The organism is Streptomyces sp. NPDC002476, from assembly GCF_042889785.1.
Lineage (GTDB): Bacteria > Actinomycetota > Actinomycetes > Streptomycetales > Streptomycetaceae > Streptomyces.
Window position 1 is genome coordinate 1 of record NZ_JBIARH010000078.1, and the last position, 12,778, is coordinate 12,778.

12 protein-coding genes are annotated in these 12,778 nt (G+C 69.9%); 8 read left to right on the plus strand and 4 right to left on the minus strand.

Translation table 11 applies throughout. From position 1 onward, the window contains the following. Positions 1–394: 394 nt before the first annotated feature. Complete coding sequence (locus tag ACFYXM_RS36195) at positions 395–3,730, minus strand: BTAD domain-containing putative transcriptional regulator (protein ID WP_389296002.1); 3,336 nt, start codon at positions 3,728–3,730, stop codon at positions 395–397. 185 nt (positions 3,731–3,915) lie between these two features. On the opposite strand from ACFYXM_RS36195, the gene ACFYXM_RS36200 reads away from it, so the two are divergent. Continuing rightward, complete coding sequence (locus ACFYXM_RS36200) at positions 3,916–5,535, plus strand: MFS transporter (protein ID WP_389296004.1); 1,620 nt, start codon at positions 3,916–3,918, stop codon at positions 5,533–5,535. A gap of 204 nt (positions 5,536–5,739) precedes the next feature. Here the strand turns inward: ACFYXM_RS36200 and ACFYXM_RS36205 are convergent, their stop codons facing one another. Further along, positions 5,740–6,459 carry an IS6 family transposase gene (locus ACFYXM_RS36205; protein ID WP_389296005.1) on the minus strand — a complete coding sequence of 240 codons (720 nt, stop codon included), beginning with the start codon at positions 6,457–6,459 and terminating at the stop codon, positions 5,740–5,742. Positions 6,460–6,541: 82 nt separating this feature from the next. Here ACFYXM_RS36205 and ACFYXM_RS36210 point away from each other — a divergent pair, with 82 nt between their 5' ends. After that, on the plus strand, positions 6,542–6,865 hold the full coding sequence (locus tag ACFYXM_RS36210; RefSeq protein WP_389296007.1) for a hypothetical protein: 324 nt from the start codon (positions 6,542–6,544) through the stop codon (positions 6,863–6,865). Between the two features lie 114 nt (positions 6,866–6,979). Then, positions 6,980–7,807 carry a transposase family protein gene (locus tag ACFYXM_RS36215; protein WP_389296008.1) on the plus strand — a complete coding sequence of 276 codons (828 nt, stop codon included), beginning with the start codon at positions 6,980–6,982 and terminating at the stop codon, positions 7,805–7,807. A 9-nt stretch (positions 7,808–7,816) separates the two neighbouring features. Here the strand turns inward: ACFYXM_RS36215 and ACFYXM_RS36220 are convergent, their stop codons facing one another. Next, a complete protein-coding gene (locus ACFYXM_RS36220) occupies positions 7,817–8,380 on the minus strand; it encodes a hypothetical protein (RefSeq protein ID WP_389296009.1) in 564 nt (187 codons plus the stop codon). 957 nt (positions 8,381–9,337) lie between these two features. Here ACFYXM_RS36220 and ACFYXM_RS36225 point away from each other — a divergent pair. Next, complete coding sequence (locus ACFYXM_RS36225) at positions 9,338–9,481, plus strand: hypothetical protein (RefSeq protein ID WP_389296011.1); 144 nt, start codon at positions 9,338–9,340, stop codon at positions 9,479–9,481. 113 nt (positions 9,482–9,594) lie between these two features. After that, positions 9,595–10,014: an NUDIX hydrolase gene (locus ACFYXM_RS36230; RefSeq protein WP_389296012.1), complete on the plus strand. Its 420-nt coding sequence runs from the start codon at positions 9,595–9,597 to the stop codon at positions 10,012–10,014. 442 nt (positions 10,015–10,456) lie between these two features. Here the strand turns inward: ACFYXM_RS36230 and ACFYXM_RS36235 are convergent, their stop codons facing one another. Next, the gene (locus ACFYXM_RS36235; RefSeq protein WP_389296014.1) at positions 10,457–10,828 is read right to left on the minus strand and encodes a DUF3703 domain-containing protein; all 372 of its coding nucleotides are present in this window, start codon (positions 10,826–10,828) and stop codon (positions 10,457–10,459) included. Between the two features lie 58 nt (positions 10,829–10,886). On the opposite strand from ACFYXM_RS36235, the gene ACFYXM_RS36240 reads away from it, so the two are divergent. The 3 genes from ACFYXM_RS36240 (at position 10,887) to ACFYXM_RS36250 (ending at position 12,626) form a co-directional block, all read left to right on the plus strand. Next, entirely contained in the window at positions 10,887–11,222 is a 336-nt protein-coding gene (locus ACFYXM_RS36240) for an ArsR/SmtB family transcription factor (RefSeq protein ID WP_389296015.1), read from the plus strand. Beyond that, the gene (locus ACFYXM_RS36245) at positions 11,222–11,932 is read left to right on the plus strand and encodes a cation transporter (RefSeq protein WP_389296016.1); all 711 of its coding nucleotides are present in this window, start codon (positions 11,222–11,224) and stop codon (positions 11,930–11,932) included. The genes ACFYXM_RS36240 and ACFYXM_RS36245 overlap by 1 nt, the downstream gene beginning before the upstream one ends. 190 nt (positions 11,933–12,122) lie before the next feature. Then, positions 12,123–12,626 carry a hypothetical protein gene (locus ACFYXM_RS36250; protein ID WP_389296017.1) on the plus strand — a complete coding sequence of 168 codons (504 nt, stop codon included), beginning with the start codon at positions 12,123–12,125 and terminating at the stop codon, positions 12,624–12,626. The last annotated feature ends 152 nt before the right edge of the window (positions 12,627–12,778 follow it).

Here is a 12,778-nt window from a genome sequence, read left to right on the forward strand (position 1 = left end):
CGACCTACCGCGGCCTGAGCCCAGGCCGGCACCCGGCCCCACCACACCTCGACGCACCATCAGACACCCACACACCCAACAACGTGACAACGCCCCCGCGGGGCACCGCAGTACCCACTACTTCTACTGGGTCCAGTTCGCCGAGGACATCCGCGACCGGGTCGCCAAAACGCTGCTGGAGCGCGGCATCTACACGACCTTCCGCTACATGCCGCTGCACCACGTCCCGCTCTACCGCTACGGAGGGCCCCGTCCTGCCGGGCACCGACGAGGCCTGGTCCACCACGCTGCTGCTGCCGCTGCACCAGGCGCTGCGGGAGGACGAAGTGCACACCGTCGTCAGGGAGTTCACCGCCGCCGTACGGGAGTGCCGGGCCGCCGGGGATCCGCCGGCTCAGGGCTGAGAGGGCAGGTCCCCGGCCACCGACCTCAGCTCGTCGAGGTCGGCCCGGCGGCCGTCCGCGTACGCGTCCCGGTAGGCCCTGTCGCCGAGGGCGCCACGGACCTTCGCTGTGATGCGCTCGACGTCGCCCCGCTCCGCCGGCGCCGGCGGAGCGTTCGTCGCCTCCCCGGCCTCGGCCGCCGCACCCAGCAGCCGCGCGGCATCGCGGTGGCGGCCAAGCTGCGCGTGCACTCCGGCCAGTCCCACCAGCGCAATCACCACCCCCCGGGGGTCCCCCGCCAACTGCCGTGCGACGTCAAGGCCTTCCAGGTGCAGGGCCAGCGCGGCCCGGGTGTCGCCCCGCGCCTCCGCGATGAACCCCAGCTCGGGCAGGATCAGCGCCAGCGGCAGGGTGTTGCCCAGTCCCGACCGCTCCTGCGGCATCCAGTCGAGCACTCGCCGCAGATGTGTCTCGGCCATCTCCAGCTTTCCCGCCTTGCGGGCCGCGATCCCGAGCCCCATCTCCCCGAAGATCTCCCCCGGCTTGAAGCTGTGCTCCCTGGCGAGCCGGATCGCCCGCTCGTGAAGCTCCCTGGCCTGCTCGAACTCGCCGGTGAGCATCGCCACCCGGCCGAGCCAGGAGAGCCTGCTGGAAACCTCCGACCACAGGCCCAGCTCCTGCGCGGTGCACAGCCCGGTCCAGTGCAGTTCGGTGGCCTCCTCGTAACGGCCCGCGATCTCGGCCAGGTTGCCCAGGGAGTCCGTCGCCTGGAGGTACCCCCAGCGGTCGCCGATGTCCCGGAAGAGCGCCGCACTGCGTTCGCCGTCCCGTCGGAGCGAGGCCAGATCCCCGCGCACCATCGCGTGTTTGGCGCGGGTCCCCAGCGCCGCCGCCGTGCCCCACCGGTCGCCGAGCCCGTCGAAGGCGGCCAGCGCCGCGCCGACGAGTTCCTCACTGACCGATAGATCGCCGAAGTCGCACTCGATGAAGCCGAGGAACCAGCGCGCCCGCGCCCGGTCGGCGGGCTCGTCGTCCCCCCGGTCCAACGCCTGTGCCGCCCGCCGCCTGGGTCCGTCGTCCGCCGCGTCCCCGGACAGCACCGTGAAACCAGCTTGCCAGGCCAAGGCCACCGCGCGGACGGCGCCCGGCACGGGCTCCGTCTCCCCGCCGTCCGGGGCCGTCGCGTCCAGGGCCGCGCCGAGCTGTCGCATGCCCTCGCGGAGCCGCCCGCGCAGGAACCAGTACCAGGCCAGTGAACTCGCGAACCGCAGGGCCGCGTCCCTGGCGCCCGCCCGGTTCTCGGCCGCGTCCCGGATCACGCCGGTGAGCGCGCTGCGCAGGTTTCCGCGCTCCGTGTCGAGGAGGTCCAGCCACCCCTGCTGGTCCGCGGTGTACAGGTGCGGCCCGGACCGTTCGGCGAGCTCCCGGTAGTAGCGCCGGTGACGCCGTACCGGCTCGGTGTCCCCGGCCTCCCGCATTTTCTCGCGGCAGTACTCGGCGACGGACTCCAGCAGCCGGTAGCGGTGGCCGCCCACACGCTCCACGGCCACCACCAGGGAGCGGTCCACCAGCCGCGCCAGCAGGTCCAGCACGTCCCGGGCCGCCACGTCCTCGCCGCCGCACACGGCCTCGGCCGCCTCCAGCGTGCAGCCGTCCACCTGGACGGCCAGCCTGCGCAGCACGATGCGCTCGGGCTCGGCCAGCAGCTCCCAGCTCCAGTCGATCATCGCGCGGAGCGTCTGCTGACGCGGAGCGGCCCCCCGGGACCCGGCGGCCAGCAGCCGGAATCGGTCGTCGAGCCGGGCGAGCAGGCCCCCTACGCCCAGAGCACGGATCCGGGTGGCGGCGAGCTCCAGGGCGAGCGGGATGCCGTCGAGTCTGCGGCAGACAGTGGAGACCGCGCGGGCGTTGTCCGCGGTCAGCGAAAATCCGGGCACGATGTCGCGGGCGCGGGCCACGAAGAGCTGTACGGCGCTGGACCGCTCCAGCGCCTCCGGGCGTGCGTCGTCCGCGGGGTCGGGCAGCTCCAGCGGGGGCACGGGCCATCGGGCCTCGCCCGCGAGCTGGAGCGGCTCCCGGCTCGTCGCCAGGATCCGCAGGCCGGGCGCGGCCAGCAGCAGGGTCTCGGTCAGCGCCGCGGTGGCCTCGATCAGGTGCTCGCAGTTGTCGAGGACCAGCAGGACCTGCTTCGTCCGCAGATAGTCCGCGAGCTGCCCGGCCGGTGTCCTGCCTCCCCCGGCGGCCCCGGGGTCCGCAGCGGCGGCCTCGTGCACCCCCAGTACCGCCATCACCGCCTGGGCCACCGACTCGGTCGCCGGCTCCGCCTGCTCAGGGACGCCGGAGCGCGCCAGCGGGGCCAGTTCCACCAGCCACACCCCGTCGGGGAACGTGCCGACGGACCGGCTCGCGGTCTCCAGGGCGAGCCGGGTCTTGCCCACTCCGCCGGGCCCGATGAGGGAGACCAGACGGCCCGCCCCGAGAAGGGCGCGTACCTCGGCGACGGCCGTGTCCCGGCCGATCAGCGCGGTGATCGGGGAGGGCAGGTTGCTGCCCGCGGGCGTCACCGGGGCGCTTCCGGGGCCGGAACCGGGCATCGGGGTGAGCGCCGGGTCCTGCCGCAGGATCGCCCCGTGCAGACCGACCAGCTCGGCGCCCGGGTCGAGCCCCATCTCCTCGACGAGCAGCCGCTGCAGTTCCTCGTACGTCGCCAGCGCCTCGGCCTGCTGCCCTGATCGGTAGAGGGCGAGCATGTACGAGGCCCGCAGCCTCTCCCGGAGCGGATACCGGCCCACCAGTTCACCGAGTTCCCCGGTCAGGGTCTGGTGCTCGGCCAGCGCCAGCCGGGCCTCGGCCTGGTCCTCGCAGGCCGACAGGCGCTGTTCGCTTAGACGGGTGATCGCAGGCTGGAGGAAGGGCTGATCGTCGAAGTCGGCGAACGCCGCCCCCCGCCACAGCCCGAGCGCCTCGGTCAGCAGGGCCGCGCGTACCCGCGGCTCCGGAGCCGTCCGGGCCCGTTCGACCAGCGTCTCGAACCGGCTGGCGTCCACCGCGTCGCCGGGGGCCTCCAGCGCGTATCCGGTCGCGAGCGACACCAGCAGGTTCTTGCCGCCGGGCTCGGCCTCTTCCAGCACCCGGCGCAACCGGGAGATCTTGATCTGCAGCGCGCCCACCGGGTTGGCCGGAGGGGCGTCGCCCCACAGGTCGTGCACCAGCCGGTCGGTGGAGACGGGGCGCCCGCCGTGGGCCAGCAGATCGGCCAGCAGAGCACGGATCTTCTGCTCGGGAATCCTGACCGGACGATGGTCCTCGGCCAGTACCGAGAGCGGGCCCAACACACCGAAACGCATGCGCAACGGTATCGCGTGCCGTCCGACAGGGGAGCGAATGCCGTCCGACAGTGCTCCGAAAGCGCTGCTGGGCAGAGTGGGAGGGGCATCGGGCAGCCGCGAATTCCCCCGGCGTCTGCCCGGTGCCTCCACAAACTGCCGGGCCCCCGCTCGGTCCCCTGACGGAGTAGACGGAAGGTTCAGTGATGGATACGGACACGACCAGCGAGGCTCCCGCGAGGGCGGGGCGGCGGGAGTGGATCGGCCTGGGCGTTCTGGCCCTGCCCACGCTCCTGCTGTCCCTGGACGTCAGCGTGCTGAACCTGGCCCTCCCCCACCTGAGCGCGGACCTGGGCGCCAGCGCCACCCAGCAGCTCTGGATCATGGACATCTACGGCTTCATGATCGCCGGGTTCCTGATCACCTGGGGCAACCTCGGCGACCGCATCGGGCGGCGCAAGCTGCTGCTGTTCGGCGCCGCGGCCTTCGGCGTCGCATCGGCCCTCGCCGCCTACGCCGACAGCCCCAGCACCCTGATCGCCGCCCGCGCGGTCCTCGGCATCTCGGGGGCGACGCTGATGCCGTCCCTGCTGGCGTTGATCGGCAACATGTTCCACGACCCCAAGCAGCGGGGCACGGCCATCGGCGTCTGGATGAGCTGCTTCATGGGCGGCATGGCGCTCGGCCCGGTCGCCGGTGGCGCGCTGCTCGACCGCTTCTGGTGGGGTTCGGTGTTCCTGCTGGGCGTGCCGGTCATGGTGCTGCTGCTGATCCTCGGCCCGCTGCTGCTGCCCGAGCACCGCGACCCGACGGCGGGCAGGACCGACCTGCCGAGCGTCGTGCTCTCCCTCGCCACGATCCTGCCGGTCATCTACGCGGCCAAGAAGCTGGCCACCGACGGATTCGCGGCGACGACGCTGCTGCCCCTCCTCGCCGGTGTCGTCATCGGCGTCGTGTTCGTCCAGCGGCAGCGCAAGCTGGCCAGCCCGCTGCTGGACCTGCGGCTGTTCCGGAACCACACGCTCAGCTCCGCCCTCGGCGTCGCCCTGCTGTGCTCCGCCACCATGGGCGGCGTGACGCTGCTCGTCTCCCTGTACCTCCAGCAGGTGGCGGGGCTCTCCCCGCTGGAGGCGGGGCTGTGGCTGGTGCCGTCCTTCGCCCTGGCGATCGTCGGCAACCTGGCCGCGCCCAACCTGGCGCGCCGCATCCGGCCGGCCTACGCCATCGCCATCGGCCTGCTGGTGACGGCGGTCGGCCTGCTGCTGATCACCCAGGTCGACGACAAGGGCGGCATCGCCCTGGTGGTGACCGGATACGCCATCGCGTTCGCGGGCACCAGCCCGATGGGCGTGCTGAGCACCGAACTGGTCGTGGGCTCCGCACCTCCCGAGAAGACCGGCTCGGCCGCGGCGATGTCGGAGACGAACGGCGAGTTCGGCATCGCGATGGGCATCGCCGTCCTGGGCAGCGTCGGCGCGGCCGTCTACCGAGGCCGGATGGACGACAACATGCCCGCCGACGTTCCGGCGGGCACCGCCGACACCTCGCGCGACAGCCTCTCGGGCGCTTCGCAGGCCGCCGCCGATCTCCCCGGGGCCGTGGGGGAAGACCTGCTGTCCGTCGCCCGTGAGGCTTTCACCCGCGGGCTGCACATCGTCGCCGTCTCGGCCGCCGTCGCCATGGTCGCCTTCGCCGTGCTCTCCGTCGTGGTGCTGCGGCACGTACGCCCCAGCGCGGAGAGTGAACAGCAGCCCGACGGCACGGCCGACGAGACGGCTGGCAAGTCGGAGCCCAGCACGGTCGGAAGTGCCACTACGCAATCCTGAAGATGTGCGGGTGCGGGCCCCGTTGCCATGCTCGAAGCGCTTCATCCGGATCTCTTCACCCGAGAAAGAGGACACGGTGCTGACGGCTCAGACGACGACACGAGAACAACTGGTCCGCAACGCGACGGGGCGTTGTCACGTTGTTGGGTGTGTGGGTGTCTGATGGTGCGTCGAGGTGTGGTGGGGCCGGGTGTCGGCCTGGGCTCAGGCCGCGGTAGGTCGGCCGGTGACGCCGGTGATCTGCTCCCGGATGGTGAAGCGGGTGGTCATTTCGGCTCGGTGTTCGGGTGCGGTCATCGGGTGGCGTCGGGGCCGGAAGTGGGGTGAGATACCGCTGAACGCGGACAGGAACCTTTGGGCCCCGCCCACGCTGCGGAAGCCCTTCATCGCCCGTTCGCGTTGCCTCGTCGGCTGGTGGCTGTTCTCGGCCCGGTTGTTCAGGCCCTTGTGCGAGCGATGCTCCACCGAGGGCATGACCTCGCGGTGAGCGGCGTCGCAGGAACGCAGCTTGTCGGTGACGACCACCCGCGGCACCCTGCCCGTCTTCGTCATCAGCCCGCGGAAGAATCGCCTGGCTGCGGCCTTGTCCCGCCGGTTCCGAACGAGGATGTCCAGGACATTTCCGTCCTGGTCGACCGCCCGCCACAGGTACTTCTGCCCACTGTTGATCTTGATGAAGACCTCGTCCAGGTGCCACTTGTCCCCGGGGTGGGGCCGCCGGCGGCGCAGCGCGCCGGCGTACGCCTGGCCGAACTTCAAACACCAGCGGCGCACGGTCTCGTGGGAGACGGTCACGCCGCGCTGGAACATCAGCTCCCCCATCTCACGGAAACTGAGCGGGAACCGGAAGTACAGCCACACACAGTGCGAGATGACCTCGACCGGGTGCCGGTGCCCCTTGTACGACGGCGGTGCACCCACCACGGACGGCTCCCCAACGTGATCGACCCGAAGATCATCCCACGGGCCAGCCAACGCGACAGCGCCGGCCAAGGAGCTGGCGGAGGTGCGGGCCGAGCGAGACGAACTCGCCGTCGCCGAACGTGTTTTTGAGCGGCTGAGTGAGCAGCTCGCCGACGAACGCGCCTCGGCCGCCCCGGTGCCCGGGCAGGTGGGCGGCCGGGCGGTGATGCTGGTCCCGCACCGCGAGCCGGGCGTGGAGGAGACCATGCTTCCGCCGGACTACCGGCGCATCCTCGCTGCCGTGCGGCAGGCTGCCGGGCCGGTCATGGCCCGCGAGGTCGGCGAGATGCTGGGAGTGGACATCAGCGTGCGGAGCAAGCTGGAACCGCTGCGGGGGAGGCTGGTCAGGCTGACCGCTCGCGGCTAGCTGCGGAAAACGCCGGATGGTCGGTTCACCACCCGCCTGCGAGTAGGAACGACCCCGCTCGGAGTAGGGGGGCGCGAGCGTAACCGGGTTACCCCCGGCGGCCGTTGGAACTGTGTGACGAATACCGAAGAACGCGCCGAGGACACCTGCCCGCTTGTCTACCAGTGCCGTCTGCCGCTGTCCACGCGCACCGTCAACCACCTCGCCGATCTGCTGCGGCGTCACCTGAGGGCGATTCGGTCCCGATGGCGGATCCTGCCGCCGGGGAAGATCGCGGTGATCGTCCTGGCCGTACTGCGCCACGACCAGCGCCTGGCCGACATGGCCGGCGGCAACAACGTGTCCGGGTCCACCGTCCGCCGCTGGCGCGACGAGCTGATCGAACTGCTCGCCGCCCAGGCACCGCGCCTGGACCGCGCCCTGAAGAAGATCGCCAAGCAGGGCGGGGATGTGGTCTTGATCGACGGCACCCTCATCCGCACCCAGCGCCGCACCGGGAGAGCCGACCGGCGGAACTATTCCGGCAAGCACCGCAGCCATGGCCTGCATTTCCTCGCCCTGACTGACGAGAAGGGGCGCCTGATCTGGATATCCGCCGCCCGGCCCGGCCGCACCCACGACAACACCGCCGCCCGCCACGACCACATCCTGGCCCACCTGCGCGCGGCTGGCCTCGGGGCGTTGGCCGACCTCGGCTTCCGTGGCCTGGACAACGACATCCTCGATCCCGTCACCGGCTACACCGCCAGCCGCACCCACAAGCTCACCCCGGGCGAGAAGGAAGCCAACCGTGTCCTCGCGATCGGACGGGCACCGGTCGAGCACGGCTCCGCCCACCTCAAGAACTGGCGGATCCTCACCAAGCTCCGCACCGATCCCGTCCGCGCCACCCGACTCCTGCGCGCTTTGCTCGTCCTGACGAACCTCGAAGTCAACCGCTGAGCTTGTGATTCAACGCCTGCTTTGACGACCGGCCAACTGGGTGGGGAGATGTACCGACGCGTCGTCACTCACAGAGGTCACCCCGAGGTCACGGCGCATCACGGTCCTCATGGACCGCAGCAGGTCCCAGACCTCCGCCTGGGCCCGGAACGCAGCGGCCATCGTCTCCTCAGGGCCGGGCGCTTCTCGCTCCAAGCGTTTGACCTGGCCGTATACGCTGTTCAGGGCTTTGTTGACCTCACTCGCAGATACGAGCACGTTGTCAGGGGCGATCATCTGCGCTTGGGAGTACGTGTCGCGGTGGGCTCTTTTTGCCTCATCGAGTGCTGCCCGGTCGGTCTCCTCGGCCCTACGTTCCTGCATGACATGCAGGAACTGGCTGAGCGCCGTGGTGAACTGACGTGCGTCCCGATTGAGCTCCACATAGCAGGTGCGTCGGAGCAGGAGGTTATCGCGGACCTCTTCATGGTCCCGAACCAGCTCTATCTCCCGACGTTTTGCCCGTTCAGAGGCACGTTGAGTAAGCAACGATCCCCCCAATGTTCCGGCCACACCTACCACCGCGATGATCACAGAGCCGAGATCCACAGCACCCCTCGAAGCCGCTTACAGTCCACTGATCAAGTTCCGTACCAGACGTTAAGCGGCAAGCTGACGGACGATCTACCCCGCAGACTCCCGCCCATGACCGGCGCGAGTACCCCAGGAGGCCGCCACACCAGCCCTTTGACCTGCAACGTCAAGTTGGCGGGGGCTCACTCCCCCACCGGGTGGCGTCAACCGAGTGGGCTCCACTCTCCACCCGGTACCTCCACCGAGTGGCTTCCACCCGGTGGCGTCCACTCCCACTCAGTGGTGCACGCATCGCGTACGAGAGTGGACGCCACTCAGCGACTACACCCCGGTCCTACGCACAGTGACGGTGCGGAGGGAGAGATCTCCCTCGCCCGTGGGGCGCCGCAGGACGGTGCTCGGCATCGCCGGGGGCGGGCGCGAGTGAGGTCAAGGGGGGTCGTCGAAAAACCGTGGCTGGTCAAGGGTTGCATTTCCCCCGTGAGGGTGGCCCATGTGGCCGCTGGACGACCTGGTCAAGGGATGCGCATCGGTGCACGGCAGCCGGTGATCGTGACGCTCCGTGTGCACATCGGGTAAGTGGGCCGGGAGTGGAGACCACCACCGTCGCAGGCATCGTGGTGCACCGTGCCGGGTGACAGCCTTCTACGATCTGGTATACGCTTGAACGAATCACCACACGCCGTGCGGAACTGGACAATCTCGAAGCGGAGTTGGTCAAGCAACTGACCACAGTGCGGGCCGAGCGCGACGACCTCGCAGTCGCCGTACGTGTCTTCGAACGACTGGCGGAGCCAATCGGGCAGGAACGCGTCACTCGCGAGCCGGGATCCGGGCAGGCCAGCGGACGGCCAGGAGTGCTGATTCCGTATCACAAACCGGGCATGGACGAGGGCTCTCCTCCCCCCGGACTACCAGCGCGTCATCGCTGCCGTGCGACAGACCCCCGGACCGGTCATGACCCGTGAGGTTGGCGAAGCACTGGGGGTGGAGGTCGGAGTGAAGGCCAAGCGGGAACTGCTACGGGGCAGGCTGGTCAGGCTCGCCGATCGCGGCTGGCTGCACAAACTGCCCGACGCCCGGTTCACCACCCATCTGTGACCCGTGCCCACGTGGCAACGAGTGGGTGGTTCGCACCGATCCTGGCGCTCGCTTTGCGGCTTCGGCCTGCTGGAGACTTCAGGGACGGGTGCAGCGCCGCCATGATTAGTCTTGTGACAAGCAGACGGCGGGTGGCAGCGGTCATCATTCGGGACCGGCACGTTCTGATGGTGCGTGAGCGGGGCACGGGCCCATCGGGCCGCCATGACGGCCAGGAGTACTGGACCCTGCCGGGAGGCGGCATCGAACCCGATGAGTCACCAGAGGACGCGGTAATCCGCGAGGTGGCCGAAGAGACCGGCCTGGTCGGCGTGTCCGTGCAATACGTGTACGACGTGCCGTACCCGTCAGGATGGACCGCCTGCTACCGCATGGACGTGGCACCAGGCGAACCCCGCCTCGGTGTGGACACCGAACTCACCTGCGACTGCCCCCGAATGACAGGTCTCAGCTGGGTACCCCTCCCCGGTAACCCAGCCAGCACCGCGTACATGGTGCCCCCTCTCCTGATGTCCACCGAACACACCGACTGATACACCGCCGCCCCGTCGGGCGGGTCCCGCCTCGCTCGTACGGATGGCATGCACGGCGCCGACGAACCCGGCCGGGCGAGCGCCGCGTCAGGGGCGGCATGAAGATCGACGCCCAGCACATCAACGTGATGGCCGGGCTGGAGCAGTGGTGGGCCACTTCCGGCATCACCTCCGTGCGCAGCGAAGGGGTGCCAGGGGTGTGGGCGCGCGTGTACGCCGACATCCGACGCCCAGCATGGCTCTGGTCACGAGAAGGGACAGCACTTGTTCACCGATTGGGGAGGCGCCCCAGCGTCGTTAGGAATTCGAACTGGTCCGGTGATGTGCCACCGAGGGTCACAGGCCGAAGGCGCGGCTTTCGACGAGGATGAGCAGGCCGATGGCGATCAGGACCAGGGGCAGCAGGAAGGATTGGCCCCAGCATGCGAGGGCCAAACGGTGCTTACGGCCGCAGAGCGACGCCGGCCCCGCGGAGCAGAGCAGCAAGGTCGTTCGGGATAGGCATCGGGGTGGTGAGCCCGGCCCGGGTGCGGCCGGTGTTGCCGTCCGGATACTTCCCGGCCGCCGAACCTGGAGCGGCGACGGCCAGGCGCACCACCTGGCCGATGATCTCGTGTACGTCGCGGTCGCGGAGGGCGAGGCGGAGCATCACCGCGTGGGTTCGGGTGTGAGACCAGGGCCAGGGCTGGGACAGGATGTGGGCCCGCTCGGCGGCTCGCCACCGTTGCGCCGCCGGTCCCGGAGTGCGGGCCGCGGTCATCTCGGCGGTGAACGCCTTCAGCAGGGCGGGCGGCATGGGAGAGGGGCGGCGCACAACAACCTCCGACAGTTCAGGATTTCCTGGATTCAAGAATCTGTGTATCGTCTTGTCCATGCTGACCCTCGCCACCGACCTGGACGCCCTGACCCGCTTCGGGCGGGCGCTGGCCGACCCGATCCGCTGCCGGCTGCTGCTCGCGTTGCGCAAGGCCCCGGCCTACCCCTCAGACCTCGCCGACGCACTGGGGATTTCCCGCACCCGGCTGTCGAACCACCTGGCGTGCCTGCGCGACTGCGGCCTGGTCGTCACCGTCCCCGACGGCCGCCGCACCCGCTACGAACTGGCCGATCCCCGCCTCGGCCACGCGCTGGACGACCTGCGCAATGCCGTGGTGGCCGTCGCCACCGACCGCACGTGCGTTGACGCCGACGACAAGGGGTGCTGCTGATGACCGCGATATCCCTCGGGCCGAGTCCGGCCCGCCGTGAAGTCCTGGCCCGCCGAATACGGCTGCTGGTCGCCGCGACCATCACCTACAACGTCATCGAGGCGATCGTCGCGCTCACCGCCGGCACCCTCGCCTCCTCCACCGCCCTGATCGGTTTCGGCCTCGACTCGATCATCGAGGTCTCCTCCGCCGCCGCGGTCGCCTGGCAGTTCTCCGCCCGCGACCACGCCGTCCGCGAGGCACGCGAGCACCGCACCCTGCGGATCATCGCGGTCTCGTTCTTCGCGCTCGCCGCATACGTCACCTTCGACGCGGTCCGCGCCCTCATCGGCACCGGCGAGGCCGACCGGTCCATTCCCGGCATCGTCATCGCAGCCCTGTCGCTGGCGATCATGCCGTTCCTGTCCGCCGCCCAGCGCCACGCCGGCCGCGAACTCGGCTCCGCCTCCGCGGTCGCCGACTCCAAGCAGACGCTGCTGTGCACCTACCTGTCCGCCGTGCTCCTTGTCGGCCTGGTCCTCAACGCCACCCTCGGCTGGTCCTGGGCCGACCCGATCGCCGCCCTGATCATCGCCGCCATCGCGGTCAAGGAAGGCCGCGACGCGTGGCAGGGCAAGGGTTGCTGCGCACCCACCGCCACAGCGGCGCCGTCCGCCGATGCCGCGGCGGATGCGTGCGGATGCGCCCCGGGCTGCAAGTGCTGTAGCTGAACTCCCGTACGCGCCGCCCGGTCACAGGCCGTAGGCCGATCGCCGGCCCAAGGATCGGTGCTGCCCCTTTTCGTGAACATCGAACACGACGCTGGCGGGGTGCCTCCCGAAGTACTGAACAACTGCTGTCGAAGACTTGTGAACAAAGCCACCCACGTGGCAAGTGCTGCCGCAGCACCAGGGAGGCCGCATGACTGACTACTATCCGTACCCAATCACGACCGGGAGAGGGGACCTGGCGCTGATCTGGCGGCCCGGAGAGGACGATGCTGCCGATGAGCTCGCCGTTGACGAACTCGGAAGACTCCTCGCGTTCCATGACCCCAAGACGCTGCAGGAATACTGTGATCGCAACGGCTGGGAGCTCGCCTGGGAGGACGAAGGCACTCTCGATCTGGGCGTCGTACGGTGGTGGGTCGAGCACCCTAGCCTTGGCTCGGTCCCGGCAGGACTGCTGCTGGACGCGTGGAACTTCTTCGAAGACCTCTCCCACAGCCTGAAGGCCGGCCCACCCCTTCCCTCCCAAGGATCAATCCACGACAGCGCCTACGAAAAGATCTTCGGCGGCGAAGCTCTCGGACCGACCGCTGGCGAGGGAGCCTGGACGGACGAGGAGACCGCGGCCGTGCGCGAACTCCTCCGCGCGGGACTGAACCTCTGGGAACAAGCCGTGCACAGGTCCAGCACCGGCTGATCGACTCTACGCGCCTTCCGCGCGCACCCATCTCAACTGCCGCTGCGGTACTAGCCTCAATACCGGTAACTTAGGGCGTTTATGTTCGCTTGACCCGTTTGGGCTTGCTGGCGTCAACGATGTTGATAGCAGGGACGCTTGGGCGATCTGTA